This is a genomic window from Phocaeicola sp. (assembly GCF_048170425.1).
Classification (GTDB): Bacteria; Bacteroidota; Bacteroidia; order Bacteroidales; family Bacteroidaceae; genus Phocaeicola.
Genome location: NZ_DBEXBB010000218.1, coordinates 15,723 through 31,207 on the forward strand (window position 1 = coordinate 15,723; position 15,485 = coordinate 31,207).

A 15,485-nucleotide genomic window follows, 5' to 3' on the forward strand; every position below is an offset into this window, starting at 1 on the left:
AAATAGAAACACATTAACTAATATGGAAAAGAAAATACCCTTTGCTTCTGATGTAATTTTAATTGATGCAGTTTTCCTTGACCGCGTGGGGAAGGATATGGCGGCACATTTTGCACCGCTGGTGGGGCGTGAACTGCCTAAGGCTGATCTGGCCGTGTTGCTGGAGTGTCTGGCTTTGGATGCCGGAATTGAGCCGGGAAAGAATGAGATACAGGTAATTTTTGTGTATGATGCGGAGCATAGCCGGATGAATTTCTGCCTTCCTTCCGATTTGGAAAAGGAAGTTCACGGCATGGCATTCCAGAGCCGCCTGGGTGAGTTTGCGCTTTATGCTTTCCAGCCTTCGGATATGGCTCGCCGGGAGGACTTGTTTACGGAATCATTGCAACTGCTGACCGAATCGAAAGATGCACGCCGAATCATGCTGGTGCCCGATGAAGGGGAATATGGAGAAGCTGTGGAGCGGCTGGCGGCAAAGATAAAGGGAAAAGATGGTGTGACGGTGTTTGGCATGAATCCTCCGGCACACGATTATGAATATTCTTTTGAAATGTTGGGATTTGCCATTCTTCAGTCGTTGGGCATCCGGGCAGAGGAACTTTAATCTTTGTAGAGTATGTCTGATTTCCGTTTGAAAGCGTTCTATAGTGTGGCACGAAACCTTAGTTTTACCAAGGCTTCGCAGGAGCTGTTTGTGAGCCAGCCGGCAGTGACCAAGCATGTACGGGAGCTGGAGAGTCTCTACGGAGTGCGTCTGTTCGACCGGAAGGGGAATTCCATTTCGCTCACGGAGGCCGGGAAGTTGCTGATGGAGCACTGCGAACGGATTTTGGACGATTACCGCAAGCTGGAGTACGACATGCACCAGTTGAACAATGAGTATGCGGGAGAGTTACGGTTAGGGGCAAGTACGACAATCTCACAGTATGTGCTTCCGCCTGTGCTGGCTGCTTTCACGGAGCGTTATCCCAAGATGAGTGTGTCATTGATGGACACCAATTCGCGCAATGTGGAGAAGGCTTTGCAGGAGCATACCATTGACGTGGGTATGGTGGAGGGAGTGTTCCGTCTGCCCAGCCTGCGCTACGACCCGTTCTTGTGCGATGAGCTGGTGCCGGTAGTTTGTCCGCGCGGTCGCTGGGCCGGAAAGGAGGAACTGACGCTGGAGGAGTTTGTCAATGTGCCGCTGGTGCTTCGTGAGCGGGGGTCCGGCACGCTGGATGCCATTGAGATGGTATTGGCAGAGCAGGGACTGAAGCTTTCTTCGCTGAACGTGCGGATGCACTTAGGCAGTACGGAAGGTATCAAGTCGTTCTTGCGGTGCAGCAACTGTATGGGCATTGTGTCAATCTGTGCCCTGGAAAGGGAACTGAAGGAAGGAGACTTTCAGGTGATTGACATTGAGGGCCTGCAATTCAAGCGGCATTTCTGTTTTGTATCGGCTCAGGGGCAGGAGTCGGATACGGTATTGAATTTTATGCGTTTTGTCCGGCACTTCCTTTCCGGAAAGTAAAGGCCGGACAAAACGTCTCTTTTTATTTCTTCCCGAATTCAGGGTCGATTTTCAGCAGGGCGGTAACGCCGAAGGTGGCCAGTGTGCACACCATAATCCAGATGAAGAACAGCTGGTAGCCTAGGGTTTCTTGCATCCAGCCGGCTATCATGCCCGGCAGCATCATGCCCAAGGCCATGAAGGCGGTACAGATGGCATAGTGCGAGGTCTTGTGTGTGCCGTTGGCAAAATAAATAAGGTAGAGCATGTAGGCCGTGAATCCGAATCCGTAGCCGAACTGTTCCACAAAGATGCAGCTGTTCACGATGATTAAGTTGTCGGGCTGGGCGTAACTCAGGTACACGTAGACAATATCGGGCAGGGAGATGGCCCATACCATCGGCCAGAGCCAGCGGCGCAGTCCGTGGCGTGCTACGGCAATGCCTCCCAGGATACCTCCCAAGGTGAGACCGACAATGCCGAGCGTTCCTTGGGCAAAGCCTATCTGTGCCGTGGTCATGCCGAGTCCTCCTTGTTCCACCGGGTCGAGCAGAAAGGGAATGCCCATCTTGGCTAACTGTGCCTCGGGCAGGCGGTAGAGCAGCATGAACAGAATGGCGGTAAGCGCTTGTTCTTTCTGGAAGAAGGAACGGAAGGTGAGCAGGAAGTCGGTCAGTATGCTCCGGGCTTCTCCTTGTCGGGCAACCGACGGACAGTCCTGGTCAGGACGGGGCAGTACGAAAGAATGGTAGAGCCACAGAGCCAGCAGGCAGCCCGCTAACGTGAAGAAGGTGATGCTCCAGGCATACGATGTGCGTCCGGTCATTTCTTCCAGCCAGCCGGCCAGCATAATGAGCAGTCCTTGTCCGGCGATGGTGGCAAAGCGGTAGAACGTGCTGCGGATGCCCACGAAGAAGGCTTGCTGATGCGGGGTAAGGCCTAACATGTAGAAGCCGTCGGCGGCGATATCGTGGGTGGCGGAACTGAAGGCTACGAGCCAGAACACCGCCAATGTGGTCTGGAAGAAATGGCTGGTGGGGATGGTGAAGGCAATGCCAGCCAGTCCGGCACCCAGCAGCAACTGGGTAGTGACAATCCACCACCGCTTGGTGCGGAGCAGGTCGACAAACGGGCTCCACAGGGGCTTGATGACCCAGGGCAGGTTCAGCCAGCTGGTGTAGAGGGCCACCTCCGTATTCGAGATGCCCATCCGTTTGTACATCACCAGCGATAAAATCATCACAGCTACGTAGGGAAGTCCTTCGGCAAAGTAGAGCGAAGGTACCCAGTACCAGGGAGAGCGTGTGCGCATAGTCGTTCGTTTTTAGTATAACTTACGGATTTCAGCTCCCCGGTAGTAATGCAGCAGAATCTGGTCGTAGGAATATCCTTTTTCGCCCATCACGGCAGCACCGATCTGACAGAGTCCCACACCGTGTCCCCATCCGGCACCGGTCAGTTCGAACCATTCGGGCACTCCGTTCACTTCCGGTCCCTTGTCAACTACGAATGCCGAGCTGAACAGGTGGGTAGGTGAGAGGGTGCGGCGTATTTCCAGTTCCTTTCCGATGGTCATTGTTTTCAGGGTTCCTACAATCTTCAGCCGGCTGATACGTCCCGATTTTCCTCGTTCCATGGGGATAAGGTCGAGTATCTCCCCGTAATCACTCTTGGTATGCGTGGCAATCAGTTCGGCCAGTTCGGCTTGTGTGTATCTCACCTTCCAGCGGTAGAAATCGTGTGTCTCCTGGTCGTAGTTGTTGAGTATCTGTGAAAGGATTTTCGGATCAGTGGTGTGGCAGAAAGATTCCGGACGCTGGCGTATCCATCGTTCGGCTTCTTCCTCTTGGGTGAGGTCGGGCAGGGGGGCATCCGTGTCCAAGTCGCGCACGGCACTGAGGTAAGGATAATGCTTGTCTTCCCAGCAGTAGTTGAACTCTTCGGTCACTCCGCCGCAGCACTTCGAGAAACGGGCGTCGCAGATGGCATGCTTGTGCATGAGCACCTGGCCGCGTGTTTCCTTCACGGCTTCCACTACACTCTGGTTGGAGGCACGGGTAATGCCCTGATAGCGCTGGCAATGGTCGTCGGCGCATACGTCGAAGATGGTATGGTCTTCGCGGTCGTACCAGCGGATGTATTCTGTTTCGGTCTTGAGGAAGGGGAAGAAGTTGCTGCCTTGTTTGCTGAGGGCCTTCCGCTTTTCAATCTGTGCTAAAAGCCAGCTTCGTGAGATGACGGCATGGGCTTTCAGAAACTCCAGGGAAGAGGTGGCGTTCATCTCGGACGAGATGACGCTGGTCAGGTAGTCTTCTGCCGGCACCTGGTTGATGGCGGTAATCTTTCCTTCGTCTACCACCAGGCGCAGGGTGCCGAGGAAGGTTTGTGTTTCCTGGCGTTCCCAGTGGAAATTGATACCGATGGTTACGTCTTCGAGTGAGAAGGAGGCATCGTCCTCCAACGGGGTGAAGGTCAGTTCCCGGTACACGTTGCCGTTCCAGGAAATTCCTCCTTCGTCGAAGGATACGCGTTGCTTGCCCGATACGGTTTCTCCTTTGGCCAGAAATTTGGCATTGAGTGTAAAGGCTATTTCAAGGGCATTGACAATGCCCACGTTAATTTCAGGTTCTTTCATGATGCTTAATGTGTTACTTCGTGGTAGATTTGGCGGAGCGTGTCAGCGTCCAGTTTTTGAAAATCTTCTTTGCGGGCCGTCACAAGGATGCCGGCCATATCGAGGGCACCGGGACTGACAATCAGCTGTGCGTCGCCTTCGGCAGTGTAGCACTGCGGGCGATGGGCTGTGCGCGGGATGTAGACGGTGACAAATCCGTAGCGCGGGTCATTCCAGGCAAAGAGGTTGTAGCGTGGCTCGGTTTCTCCGTCGTGCAGGGGCAGGCTGTGCAGGTAGCTGTCAATCAGCCGTACACCTGTGGCCAGTCCTCCCTGGGTAATGAAGGCCCGTATCGGACAGAAGTATCCTTCGATGTCGTAGGCGATGCAGGATTTGCCGTCGGAGAGGGGTTCGAAACCTTTTTCTACCGCTGTGCTCATCAGTCTTTCCCATTGGCGGATGAGAGGTACATCTTCTTGGCGTACGGCCTGGAAATGGAAGTGGTCGGGGGCAGAAGCACCGCATTTGGCTCCGTTGTAGAACACGGTGTAGCCGCTGGCGAAGTTCTTCTCCAGCCAGCCAACCAGGCGTTCGGGCAACCGGCGCGAAGTTTTGTCGGCCAATGTCTGCCACTGGTGACTTTCCGTGGAGATGGTGAGGTGCCCCGGCAGAATGGGGTAAGGATTTAGTCGCAGGCTGAAAGGTTCGTCCAGCTGGATGCGGACAGACTCTTGCTCTTCCGGCTTGTGGCTCAGACAGAGGAAGCAGGGGCGGGCAGCGATGGAAGCCTTGTCTACTTTGGCACAGGTGGAAACGGCGCGTGCCGGATTGAACTGCACGGTGATGTCGTTCGCACCGAGTGAAAGTGTGCGGGTCTGTACGTGCGCCAGTGCTTCGTGGTTTTTGCGGGCCAGTGGCCATGTGTCGAGCTGGTGACGGATGAAGGTTTCGGCAGAAGCCGCAGGGGCTGCATCTTCCCATGAAAGAGGGTGACGGAGCAGGGCCTGGCGTTTCCGTATTTCCAGGGTACGCAGGCTGTCCTTGTAGCTGTTGTTCTGGTTCTGCTTCTCAATACTCAGGGCCGCGTCGGAATTGCCTTCCCAGCGACGGCACAAATAAAGTACGTCGTAGATACGTCCGATGCGGTATTCCCGGGAGAAAGCCAGTCCTAACGCATAATCTTCGCCATAGCTGGTGTTCGGTACACGGATTTTCCGCAGCAGCGGCGTGAAGAAAGCACGCGGGGCTCCCAGTCCGTTGATGCGGAGAGCGTTGTTGTGTCCGTTGGTATCGGTCCATTCCTTGTGGTCGATGACGCCCGGCGGCAGTGTCTCCAGTTGGAAGTTGGTCATGCGGTAAGAGCCGATAACCATGGCGCAGCGTTCCCGGCGGAACTTGTCGACAATGGTCTGGAGGGTAGACGGACTGCTGTACAGGTCGTCGCTGTCGAGCTGCACGGCAAAGCGTCCGCAGAGAGGGTGATGCACACCCAGGTTCCAGCATCCGCCGATGCCCAAATCGTCACGTTCGGGAATGAGATGAATCACTTTTTCGTTTCCGGCGTATTGGGCAATGCATTCCGTGGTGCCGTCAGTAGAGTGGTTGTCGATGACAATCAGGTTGAACGGGAAGTCTGTTTCCTGCTTCAGTACCGATTCAATGGCGTCGGCAATGGTGCGGATGCGGTTGCGCACGGGGATGATGACCGAAGCTTCGTAGGCAAATTCGCCTTCCGACAAATCAATTTCGCGCTCCACTGGAGGCAGGAAGGCATGAATGTTCTTCAGGTAATAAGTAAAAGCTGTTTCCCGTTCCAGCTGTACGCTCCGGTTGCGCGGGTCTACGTAATCAAACTGCTTTTCTCCCGATTTGCGGGTGTCTTCTTCTATTTCTGTATAAAGATATTCACGTATGTGCGTCAGTTCGTATTTCTGTGAAAGGGCCAGCCGCACGGCATACAAGGCAGAATACTGGTATTCGGGCTGGTGAGTGATGGTCTCGAACGCTTCCTTTAGGGCAGCTGTCTTGAAAAGCAGTATCGAACCGAAATCAAAGTCATCGCGCACGCTTCCCGGCTGGTAGTCGATGACCGGATGAGGCTTTCGTATTCCCTCCGTCACCTGATAGTGGTCGGCATAAACCATGCCCGACTCCGGAGCTCCCAAATAGTCGCACATGCGTTCCAGGGCCATGTAGCCCATATCTAATGTATGGGGCTTGGTATAGATAAGAAGGTAGGGGGTACGGGTGAGGGAAAGCATCTGCCGGATGCCTTCGGTATGCTGGAAGGAAAATGAGGGTAGCAAACGGCATTTTTCTGTAGGAATGTTTTTGTCTTCCGGATAGTCAGTTAGTAGGAATATCTGGTCTGTAAGGGAACTTTCTGTCAGACCTTTTATGGTTTTATTCAGCTGGTTATCACTCCCGTATAAAAGGAAGCAAGTTACTTGGTTATTCATATTTAATACATTTATACGTACAAAGATAGGCAATATATCTTATTTTTTCCCTAACTTTGTACGCTAAATGTGTAGAATATAAGAGTATTATGATGACAAAAACTCCTTTATTGGGGAAAACGCTGAACGAATTGAAAACCATTGTGCAGGATTTGGGGATGCCTAGATTTACTGCCGGGCAGATTGCTTCGTGGCTATATGATAAAAAAGTTGGCTCGATTGAAGAAATGACCAACCTCTCACTCCAGAACCGCGAGCGGCTGATGGAGAACTACGAGGTAGGAGCCAGTGCACCGGTACATGAGATGCGTTCGGTAGACGGAACGGTGAAATACTTATTTTGCACACCCGAAGGTGATTACATTGAATCTGTATATATTCCTGATGACGACCGGGCTACGTTGTGCGTGTCGTCGCAGGTGGGGTGCAAGATGAACTGTAAATTCTGTATGACTGGAAAGCAGGGATATACTACCAGTCTGACGGCTGCCCAGATTTTGAACCAGATTTATTCGGTGCCGGAACGGGATACACTGACCAACGTGGTGTTCATGGGTATGGGAGAACCGTTTGACAATCTGGATGAGGTGCTCCGTGCCCTGGAAATCCTGACTGCCGACTATGGCTATAAATGGAGTCCGAAGCGCATCACCGTTTCTTCTGTGGGATTACGGAAGGGACTGGAACGTTTTCTGGAAGAAAGTGACTGCCATCTGGCCATCAGTCTGCATTCTCCTTTTCCTGCTCAGCGCAGGGAATTAATGCCGGCAGAGAAGGCCTTCTCCATTACGGAAATAGTGGACATCCTTCGCCGGTATGATTTCAGCAAGCAGCGCCGACTGTCTTTTGAATACATCGTGTTCAAGGGGGTGAACGACAGCCTGATTTATGCCAAGGAACTGGTGAAATTGCTTCGTGGACTGGACTGCCGGATGAACCTGATTCGTTTTCATGCTATTCCGAACGTGGATTTGGAGGGAACGGATATGGAATCGATGATTGCTTTCCGTGATTACCTGACACAGCACGGCTTGTTTGCCACTATTCGTGCTTCACGAGGAGAAGACATCTTTGCGGCTTGCGGCATGCTTTCCACAGCCCAGCAACAAGCGGAGAAAAAAGAGAAAGAAAGTGAAACCTTTTAATACAAGAAACATAATGAAACGAATGACATTTTACCTTGGGATGGCCCTGGCGGTGCTGTCGCTTGCTTCCTGCCGTAACGGGGGGAAGAGTATCATTACTCCGGTGTCAAGCGGACGCCCGTATGAAGTGATGGTGGTGGCCGATGACAAATGTTGGATGAGTCCGGACAGTGCACTGTTTCACGTGCTGGATACGGATGTGCCGGGATTGCCTCAGGCAGAACGCTCTTTCCGTATTTCACGTGTGCGGCCTGACTTTTTTGACCGTTCGGTACGTTTGTTCCGTAACATCATTATTGTGGATATTCAGGACATCTATACACAACCTAAGTTTAAATATACGCGTGATGCCTATTCGTCTCCGCAGATGATCATGACCATTCAGGCACCTAACCAGAAGGAGTTTGCGGACTATGTTTCGAAAAACGGTCAGGTAATTATCGACTTTTTTACCCGTGCCGAAATGAATCGTCAGGTGAAGTTGCTGGAGAAAAAACACAATGAAACGCTTTCGGCCAAGGTGCAGAGCATGTTTGATTGTAACATCTGGATGCCGGTGGAAATGGAATCGTACAAGCAGGGTAAGGATTTCTTGTGGGCTTCGAGCAACCTGAATGACTTGAACTTTGTGATGTATGCTTATCCGTTCCGCGATTATGATACGTTTACCAAAGAATATTTCATTCATAAGCGTGACTCGGTAATGAAGGTCAATTTGCCAGGGGCACAGGAAGGTATGTACATGGAAACGGCAGATTCAATGTTTGTGGAAACACGGAATATAGCCGTGAAAGGTGATTATGCCTTTGAGGCTCGCGGATTGTGGGAAATGAAAAATGACGCCATGGGAGGTCCGTTTGTATCGCATGTGCGGGTAGACCGTGACAATGCACGGGTTATCGTGGTGGAAGGTTTTGTCTATAATCCCGGAAAATTGAAACGTGATCAGATTCGTAAACTGAATGCTGCATTGTATACACTGAAGCTTCCTTCAGAAAAAGAAGTGTCGGAAATTCCGGTAGACAATACCGTTTCGGAAGAACAAATTAAACAAGAAGCTGAACAGAATAAGCAATAAATATGGAAAATCGTAAAATTAGAGTGGGAATCACTCATGGAGATATAAACGGGGTAGGTTATGAGGTCATATTGAAGACTTTTTCTGACCCCACCATGCTTGAACTCTGCACACCGGTGGTGTACGGCTCTCCCAAGGTCGCTGCGTATCACCGTAAGGCCATGGAGATACAGACTAATTTCAGCATTGTAAATTCTGCTGCGGAGGTGCAAGACGGAAGAGTAAACGTGGTGAATTGCATGGAAGAGGAGTTGAAGGTGGAACTGACCAAGCCGACTCCCGAGGCCGGAAAGGCGGCGCTGGCAGCATTGGAAAGGGCTTTGGGTGATTATCGGGCAGGCTTGTTCGATGTGTTGGTAACAGCTCCTATCAACAAACATACCATCCAGTCGGATACGTTCCATTTCCCGGGACATACGGAGTATATTGAAGAACGTGTAGGTGAAGGACAGAAGGCCTTGATGATTCTGCTGAAAGGTGATTTCCGTGTGGCACTGGTGACAGGCCATGTACCCGTTCGTGATATTGCCGGTGAACTGACCAAAGAACTGATTATGGAAAAGATGGAGATTTTCCATCGCTCACTGAAGAAGGATTTCGGCATCGACAATCCGCGTATTGCCGTGTTCTCACTGAATCCTCATGCGGGAGACAACGGATTGCTGGGAACGGAAGAGCAGGAAGTGATTATTCCGGCCATGAAAGAGATGATAGCTCGCGGCGTACAGTGCTTCGGACCCTATCCTGCCGATGGTTTCATGGGCTCAGGCAATTATACGCATTTTGACGGTATCTTGGCCATGTATCATGACCAGGGACTGGCTCCGTTCAAGGCACTGGCCATGGACGAGGGTGTGAACTTTACTGCCGGCTTGCCTATCGTACGCACTTCGCCAGCTCACGGCACAGCATACGATATTGCTGGAAAAGGCGTTGCTTCGGAAGACTCTTTCCGTCAGGCGGTGTACGTAGCTATGGATGTGTTCCGTAACCGTGTCTGGGAAAAAGAAATCAGTGCCCGTCCGCTGCGTAAGCAGTATTATGAAAAACGGGATGATAGCGATAAACTGAAATTAGATAGCATAGAGGAAGAATAACATGAAATTTGCCATCATATCAGCTGGGGAAGGTTCCCGGCTGGCACAGGAAGGCGTTGAGTTGCCCAAACCGCTGGTGCAACTCAACGGAGTGGCCATGATTGACCGTCTGATTCACATCTTTGCCCAGAACGGGGCGGAGGAAGTGGTTGTTATTATCAATAACGAGGTGGCTTTGACAAAAGAACACCTGAGCAAACTGGAAAAAACATCGGAAGTGCCTTTGCGGGTCATTGTCAAGACGACCCCCAGTTCCATGCACAGCTTTTACGAGCTGAGCCGTTATCTGAAAGATGACCGTTTTTGCCTGACTACAGTCGATACGATTTTCAGGGAAGAGGAGTTTTCACGCTTTATTGACGCTTTCAAGGCTTTTGAAGGGGATGGCATGATGGCCGTTACGGATTACATTGATGACGAAAAACCGTTGTATATCGGTACGGATGAAAACCGCAATATTACCGGTTTCTATGATGCTCTTCAGCCTGATACGCGTTACATTTCAGGGGGAATCTATTGCCTGTCGCCCAACTCAATCGTGACATTGGAGAAATGTATGGCACAGGGCATGTCGCGCATGCGTAATTTTCAGCGTCAGCTGGTAGCCGACGGTCTTCAGCTCAAGGCTTATCCTTTTTCAAAGATTTTGGATGTGGACCATGCGGGGGACATTGTAAAAGCAGAGGCTTTTTTGAACGGACAAGATTAAAAAACAGATAAGCAACATTGATTTTTTGCGTAAAATCTAGAATAACAAGATAGAATGTGTAAAAGAGGAGAGAAGATTCGGGTGGCCGGTGTGAGCCGTGGTAATGAATATTCCCCGAATCACGTAGACAATGATGCGGCAATCCTTCGGCTTGCGGCAGAAGCATTGGAGAGAATGGGGTGTGAGGTGACAATTTATCCGGAAAAGGAATTTGTTACTCAAAACATAGAGGCTGAGTTTATTTTTGACATGGCCCGTGACCGTGCTACCATCGAACGGTTGAAAAAACTGGAAGACGAGGGTGCCCTGGTGGTCAACTCTGCGTATGGCATTGACAATTGTGTCCGTCAGCGGATGACGGAGCTGCTGGTGGCAAATGAAGTGCCACATCCCCGGAGCTTTATTGTTTCTACTAATGAAAAGTTTACTCCTTCCGTGTTTCCTTGCTGGATTAAGCGAGGCAATTCGCATGCCATGGTGAAAGAAGACGTGGTGTACGTGGAATGCCGGGAAGAAGCAGAAGTGGTGATGGCCGATTTCCGGAAACGGAACATTCCGGTGGCGGTAGTCAACGAGCACCTGGTGGGAGATTTGGTGAAGTTCTACGGTGTACAGGGAACGGATTTCTTTTACACCTTTTATCCTACGGAACAATCACACAGCAAGTTCGGACTGGAAGCCATCAACGGAGCCACAAGAGGTTTCCCGTTCGATGTCAAGCAGCTTCAGGCATACGCCAACAAGGCGGCCGAGGTGCTGAACGTACCTGTATACGGAGGCGACTGTGTGGTATCGGCTACCGGTGAAATCCGTATCATCGATTTTAACGACTGGCCCAGCTTTGCACGTTGCCGTGAAGAAGCCGGACCCGAAATAGCCAAGTGTATCTATAATCGTATTATTCATAAATTAGAAAAATAATGAGTACGGAGAAAAAAGGAGTAGAGGCTTCTTTCAAGTCCATGGATACAGAAGAGTTTCTGGACATCCATTTCAATCGCCCGATAGGTTATGTGTGGGCGTTGTTTTTCCAGCGTTTCGGGGTACATCCCAATGTCGTGACCATTCTGTCTATCATTCTTGGAGTGGCGGCAGGGGTGATGTTCTATTATCCTGACATGACGCATACGCTGATTGGTATCTTCTTGCTGATGTGGGCTAACCATTATGATAGTTGCGATGGGCAGCTGGCACGTATGACCGGTAAGAAAACCCGCTGGGGGCGTATGCTCGACGGATTTGCCGGTGACCTCTGGTTCATTACCATCTATGCCGCCATCTGTCTGCGCCTGATGAACCAGCCGCTTCCTTTTCATTGGGGAGAAGCTTCCGGACAAACCTGGAGCATTTATATCTGGCTGATAGCCTTGTTCTCAGGAACGGTGTGTCATAGCAAGCAATGTACGCTGGCCGATTATTACCGTAACATCCACTTGTTCTTCCTGAAGGGAAAGGCAGGTAGTGAACTGGACAACTTCAAGCAGCAGCGGGAGATTTTCCATAGTCTGCCGTGGAAGGGTAACTTCTGGTGGAAAGCCTTTCTGTATTTCTATGGCAACTATACCCGCAAGCAGGAACAGATGACTCCCAATTTCCAGCGTTTCTATGCCTTTGTGCAGGAGCGTTATGGTGACAACATTCCTCAGGAGTTGCGTGATGAGTTCCGTGCCCTGAGTCTGCCGTTGATGAAGTACACCAACATCCTGACATTTAATACCCGCGCGATAGCTCTTTACATCAGCCTGCTGATAGGAGAGCCGTGGTTGTATTTCATTTTTGAGATAGTGGTGATGACCAGTTTGTTTGTGTACATGCGTCACCGCCATGAAGCCTTGTGCGCATACCTTTACCATAAATACGCCAAGTGATGAAGGAAAAGTTTCGGAATATATTCTGGTTCTTCGGCATTTTTGCCATTGTGGTCATGCTCTGTACGTTCGACATGGACTATCAGGAACTATGGCAGAACCTGCGCAAGGCGGGGGTGTGGTTTCCAGCCGTGATTCTTCTGTGGGTGTTCATTTATTACCTGAATGCCTGGTCATGGTATGTCATTATCCGCGACGGGAAACATGCCAAGGTGCCCTTCTGGAAAGTCTATAAGCTGACCGTGTCCGGTTTTGCCCTGAACTATGCCACTCCGGTGGGACTGATGGGCGGCGAGCCGTACCGCATCATGGAGCTTACGCCTTACGTAGGTGCCAGCAAGGCCACCTCGTCGGTCATTCTCTATGTGATGATGCACATCTTTTCCCATTTCTGGTTCTGGCTGGTGTCGGCGGTGCTTTTCGTGATTTTTGAGCCGATGAACTGGGGACTGGGCATCATGCTGGCAGTAGTGGCATTTGTCTGCCTGCTGGCCATTTATTTCTTTATGAAAGGTTATCGCAACGGGATGGCGGTACGTACGTTCAAGGTATTGGGCGGCATACCCTACGTAAGACGCTGGGCACGACGTTTTCTGGTAGAAAAAAGAGAAACGCTGGAACGGGTAGACGCACAGATAGCTGAACTGCACAAACAGCGTAAAAGCACGTTCTATGTGGCGCTGGGACTGGAGTTTATGGCACGTATAGTGGGTTGTGCCGAAGTGTTCTTTATCTTGAACATCCTGACCGACCATGTGAGCTTCCTGGCCTGTATCCTGATTATGGCCTTCACTTCCTTGTTTGCCAACCTGTTCTTCTTCTCGCCCATGCAGCTTGGGGCACGCGAGGGAGGATTTGCACTGGCAGTAGGCGGACTGGCCATTCCGAGTGCGTTTGGAATCTATACAGGGCTGATTACCCGTGTGCGTGAATTGATATGGATTGTAATTGGCGTGTTGCTGATGAAGGTCGGCAACGGCACCCCAAATAAGACAAAAGATGAGTAAACTGACAGATGTAAAAGGAGTGATTTTTGATTACGGAGGTACGATTGATACGAACAGCCGTCATTGGGCGGAAGTCTTGTGGGAAAAGTACCGGGAATTTCAGGTGCCGGTGGACAAGGCAAGTTTCCGTGAGGCATACGTGCACGGAGAACGGACGCTGGCCCGGGTGCCGCTGGTCAAGCCCGAGCATGATTTCCACGAGGTGTTGCGCATCAAGACCGACATTCAGGTGAAGTACCTGGTGGAACAAGGCAAGCTGGACGGAGAAGAAGCCCGCCGGGAAAACTATGCCGGAAAAGTGGCCGACAGTTGTTACCGCTATGTGCTGGACGTGCTGGAACGTACCCGTCCCGTAGTGAAGGCGCTTTCCGGGCGCTACAAGCTGGTGCTGGTATCCAACTTTTATGGAAATATCCAGACCATCCTGAAAGACTTTGGTTTGTTCGACTTCTTTGCCGACATTATCGAATCGTCGGTAGTGGGAGTACGCAAGCCTGACCCTGCCATCTATCGCCTGGGCGTGGAGGCCATGGGGCTGCCTGCCGGAAATGTATTAGTGGTAGGCGACTCCTTCTCGAAGGATATGGTGCCGGCAAAGGCCGTAGGATGCAAGGTGGCCTGGCTGAAAGGTGAAGGCTGGGGCAACGAAGAAATAGATGAAACGCTTCCGGATGTAATCATCACCGATTTGCCGGAACTTTTGTCGTATGTATAAAGGAGGGGCACGGATGAAGAAAAAAGGAATTGCCTTAGTGGAACGCCAATACCTGTTCCCCTTTGTACTGATTACGTCCCTCTTTTTCCTGTGGGGATTTGCTCATGCCATTCTGGACGTGCTGAACAAGCATTTTCAGGAACTGCTTACCATTACCCGTACCCATTCGGCCATGATTCAGGCCACGATGTACATGGGATATTTCATCATGGCCATTCCGGCCGGATTGTTCATCAACCGTCACGGATACCGCAGGGGAGTGGTGTTCGGCTTGCTGCTTTACGGAGCAGGCTCGTTGTTGTTCATTCCCGGGCAATATATGGCTTCGTTCAATATGTTCCTGTTCTCGCTGTTCGTCATCGGGTGCGGACTGACCTTTCTGGAAACGGCCGCCAATCCGTATGTAACGGAGTTAGGAGCACGGGAAACAGCCGCCAGCCGACTGAACTTCGCCCAGTCATTCAACGGCCTGGGATGTATCTTTGCACCGATTTTGACCGGTCTCTTGCTTTTCTCGGACGAAGAGAAAGGGGTAAGCGGCAATGTGGCCCTTCCGTATGCCGTGATGGGAGTGATTGTCCTGCTGGCCGCGTTAGCTTTTATGCGCGTACGTCTGCCGGAAATTCCTCATGAGGAGGAAGTGGATAGCGAAGGTCATCGCGTAGGCCTGTGGTCGCATAAGCTTTTTGTGTTCGGACTGGTTGCACTGTTTGCCTACGAGGTATCCGAGATTTCTATCAACAGTTTCTTTATCAACTACGTGACGGAGGTCGGCTGGATGAATGCCCGCGATGCCTCACTGGTACTTTCATTCGGCGGATTGGGGCTGTTCATGGTAGGACGTTTCGTCGGAAGTTGGATTATGCGTCGCGTCCGTGCTGAGAAGATGCTCTTCTGGTGTGCCACGGGAACGGTCATTACTACTCTGCTGGTGATTTTGGATTTAGGCTCTGTATCGTTTGTAGCCCTGCTTTGCGGTTATGCCTTCGAAGCCATTATGTTCCCCACCATTTTCGCCCTCTCCCTGAAAGGCCTGGGCAGCCATACGAAGCGTGCTTCTTCCTTCCTGATGATGTCGCCGGTGGGCGGTGCCGTAGGCCCTGTTCTTATGGGACTGGTGGGAGACTACGCCGATATGCACTGGGCGTTCATTGTGCCTTTCGTCGGCTACGTGGTGGTATGGTTCTATGCCCGCCACATGATGCAGCAGAAAAACTGATACCATTTTCCTTTGCGGAAAGCATACATAAATGAAGCGCGGAACTCTTAATTGTGTACCCACACCGTTAGAGTTTCGCGGG

At 51.2% G+C, this 15,485-nt stretch carries 14 protein-coding genes; 11 read left to right on the top strand and 3 right to left on the bottom strand.

Features of this window, described 5'->3' with window-relative positions; genetic code table 11:
* Positions 1 to 22 precede the first annotated feature (22 nt).
* Positions 23 to 604: a DUF6621 family protein gene (locus tag ACMJ0U_RS08705; RefSeq protein ID WP_007561757.1), complete on the top strand. Its 582-nt coding sequence runs from the start codon at positions 23 to 25 to the stop codon at positions 602 to 604.
* Positions 605 to 616: 12 nt separating this feature from the next.
* Entirely contained in the window at positions 617 to 1,513 is an 897-nt protein-coding gene (locus ACMJ0U_RS08710; RefSeq protein ID WP_417129583.1) for a LysR substrate-binding domain-containing protein, read from the top strand.
* A 22-nt stretch (positions 1,514 to 1,535) separates the two neighbouring features.
* Here ACMJ0U_RS08710 and ACMJ0U_RS08715 read toward each other — a convergent pair whose 3' ends face one another.
* From ACMJ0U_RS08715 to ACMJ0U_RS08725, 3 genes are read right to left on the bottom strand one after another with little or no spacing between them, the layout of a single operon-like run.
* A complete protein-coding gene (locus ACMJ0U_RS08715) occupies positions 1,536 to 2,804 on the bottom strand; it encodes an MFS transporter (RefSeq protein WP_040312862.1) in 1,269 nt (422 codons plus the stop codon).
* A gap of 12 nt (positions 2,805 to 2,816) precedes the next feature.
* Complete coding sequence (locus tag ACMJ0U_RS08720) at positions 2,817 to 4,127, bottom strand: SpoIID/LytB domain-containing protein (protein WP_303240172.1); 1,311 nt, start codon at positions 4,125 to 4,127, stop codon at positions 2,817 to 2,819.
* 5 nt (positions 4,128 to 4,132) lie between these two features.
* On the bottom strand, positions 4,133 to 6,565 hold the full coding sequence (locus ACMJ0U_RS08725) for a DUF4922 domain-containing protein (RefSeq protein WP_417129584.1): 2,433 nt from the start codon (positions 6,563 to 6,565) through the stop codon (positions 4,133 to 4,135).
* 92 nt (positions 6,566 to 6,657) lie between these two features.
* Here ACMJ0U_RS08725 and rlmN point away from each other — a divergent pair, with 92 nt between their 5' ends.
* Genes rlmN through ACMJ0U_RS08770 form a run of 9 tightly spaced genes read left to right on the top strand, consistent with a single transcriptional unit; the run spans position 6,658 to position 15,403 of the window.
* Complete coding sequence (gene rlmN, locus ACMJ0U_RS08730; RefSeq protein WP_417129594.1) at positions 6,658 to 7,710, top strand: 23S rRNA (adenine(2503)-C(2))-methyltransferase RlmN; 1,053 nt, start codon at positions 6,658 to 6,660, stop codon at positions 7,708 to 7,710.
* Between the two features lie 13 nt (positions 7,711 to 7,723).
* Positions 7,724 to 8,788, top strand: a complete 1,065-nt coding sequence (locus tag ACMJ0U_RS08735) for a DUF4837 family protein (protein ID WP_417129585.1) — start codon at positions 7,724 to 7,726, stop codon at positions 8,786 to 8,788.
* Between the two features lie 2 nt (positions 8,789 to 8,790).
* Positions 8,791 to 9,885, top strand: coding sequence for a 4-hydroxythreonine-4-phosphate dehydrogenase PdxA (pdxA, locus tag ACMJ0U_RS08740; RefSeq protein ID WP_417129586.1), 1,095 nt, complete (start codon positions 8,791 to 8,793; stop codon positions 9,883 to 9,885).
* A 1-nt stretch (position 9,886) separates the two neighbouring features.
* Positions 9,887 to 10,594 (top strand): nucleotidyltransferase family protein, encoded by a 708-nt coding sequence (locus tag ACMJ0U_RS08745; protein ID WP_417129587.1) that lies wholly within the window; start codon positions 9,887 to 9,889, stop codon positions 10,592 to 10,594.
* 54 nt (positions 10,595 to 10,648) lie between these two features.
* Positions 10,649 to 11,515 carry a hypothetical protein gene (locus ACMJ0U_RS08750; RefSeq protein ID WP_417129588.1) on the top strand — a complete coding sequence of 289 codons (867 nt, stop codon included), beginning with the start codon at positions 10,649 to 10,651 and terminating at the stop codon, positions 11,513 to 11,515.
* A complete protein-coding gene (locus ACMJ0U_RS08755) occupies positions 11,515 to 12,462 on the top strand; it encodes a CDP-alcohol phosphatidyltransferase family protein (protein WP_417129589.1) in 948 nt (315 codons plus the stop codon). Before ACMJ0U_RS08750 ends, ACMJ0U_RS08755 begins: the two co-directional genes overlap by 1 nt.
* Positions 12,462 to 13,469, top strand: coding sequence for a lysylphosphatidylglycerol synthase transmembrane domain-containing protein (locus ACMJ0U_RS08760; protein ID WP_417129590.1), 1,008 nt, complete (start codon positions 12,462 to 12,464; stop codon positions 13,467 to 13,469). Before ACMJ0U_RS08755 ends, ACMJ0U_RS08760 begins: the two co-directional genes overlap by 1 nt.
* Positions 13,462 to 14,184 carry an HAD family hydrolase gene (locus ACMJ0U_RS08765; protein ID WP_417129591.1) on the top strand — a complete coding sequence of 241 codons (723 nt, stop codon included), beginning with the start codon at positions 13,462 to 13,464 and terminating at the stop codon, positions 14,182 to 14,184. The genes ACMJ0U_RS08760 and ACMJ0U_RS08765 overlap by 8 nt, the downstream gene beginning before the upstream one ends.
* A 13-nt stretch (positions 14,185 to 14,197) precedes the next feature.
* Positions 14,198 to 15,403 (top strand): sugar MFS transporter, encoded by a 1,206-nt coding sequence (locus tag ACMJ0U_RS08770; protein WP_417129592.1) that lies wholly within the window; start codon positions 14,198 to 14,200, stop codon positions 15,401 to 15,403.
* Positions 15,404 to 15,485: the final 82 nt, after the last annotated feature.

Bases quoted from the DNA above. Each gene is read 5' to 3' on its own strand.
- ACMJ0U_RS08705 (WP_007561757.1), top strand. From the start codon at position 23: ATGGAAAAGAAAATACCCTTTGCTTCTGATGTAATTTTAATTGATGCA.
- ACMJ0U_RS08710 (WP_417129583.1), top strand. From the start codon at position 617: ATGTCTGATTTCCGTTTGAAAGCGTTCTATAGTGTGGCACGAAACCTT.
- ACMJ0U_RS08715 (WP_040312862.1), bottom strand. From the start codon at position 2,804: ATGCGCACACGCTCTCCCTGGTACTGGGTACCTTCGCTCTACTTTGCC.
- ACMJ0U_RS08720 (WP_303240172.1), bottom strand. From the start codon at position 4,127: ATGAAAGAACCTGAAATTAACGTGGGCATTGTCAATGCCCTTGAAATA.
- ACMJ0U_RS08725 (WP_417129584.1), bottom strand. From the start codon at position 6,565: ATGAATAACCAAGTAACTTGCTTCCTTTTATACGGGAGTGATAACCAG.
- rlmN (WP_417129594.1), top strand. From the start codon at position 6,658: ATGACAAAAACTCCTTTATTGGGGAAAACGCTGAACGAATTGAAAACC.
- ACMJ0U_RS08735 (WP_417129585.1), top strand. From the start codon at position 7,724: ATGAAACGAATGACATTTTACCTTGGGATGGCCCTGGCGGTGCTGTCG.
- pdxA (WP_417129586.1), top strand. From the start codon at position 8,791: ATGGAAAATCGTAAAATTAGAGTGGGAATCACTCATGGAGATATAAAC.
- ACMJ0U_RS08745 (WP_417129587.1), top strand. From the start codon at position 9,887: ATGAAATTTGCCATCATATCAGCTGGGGAAGGTTCCCGGCTGGCACAG.
- ACMJ0U_RS08750 (WP_417129588.1), top strand. From the start codon at position 10,649: ATGTGTAAAAGAGGAGAGAAGATTCGGGTGGCCGGTGTGAGCCGTGGT.
- ACMJ0U_RS08755 (WP_417129589.1), top strand. From the start codon at position 11,515: ATGAGTACGGAGAAAAAAGGAGTAGAGGCTTCTTTCAAGTCCATGGAT.
- ACMJ0U_RS08760 (WP_417129590.1), top strand. From the start codon at position 12,462: ATGAAGGAAAAGTTTCGGAATATATTCTGGTTCTTCGGCATTTTTGCC.
- ACMJ0U_RS08765 (WP_417129591.1), top strand. From the start codon at position 13,462: ATGAGTAAACTGACAGATGTAAAAGGAGTGATTTTTGATTACGGAGGT.
- ACMJ0U_RS08770 (WP_417129592.1), top strand. From the start codon at position 14,198: ATGAAGAAAAAAGGAATTGCCTTAGTGGAACGCCAATACCTGTTCCCC.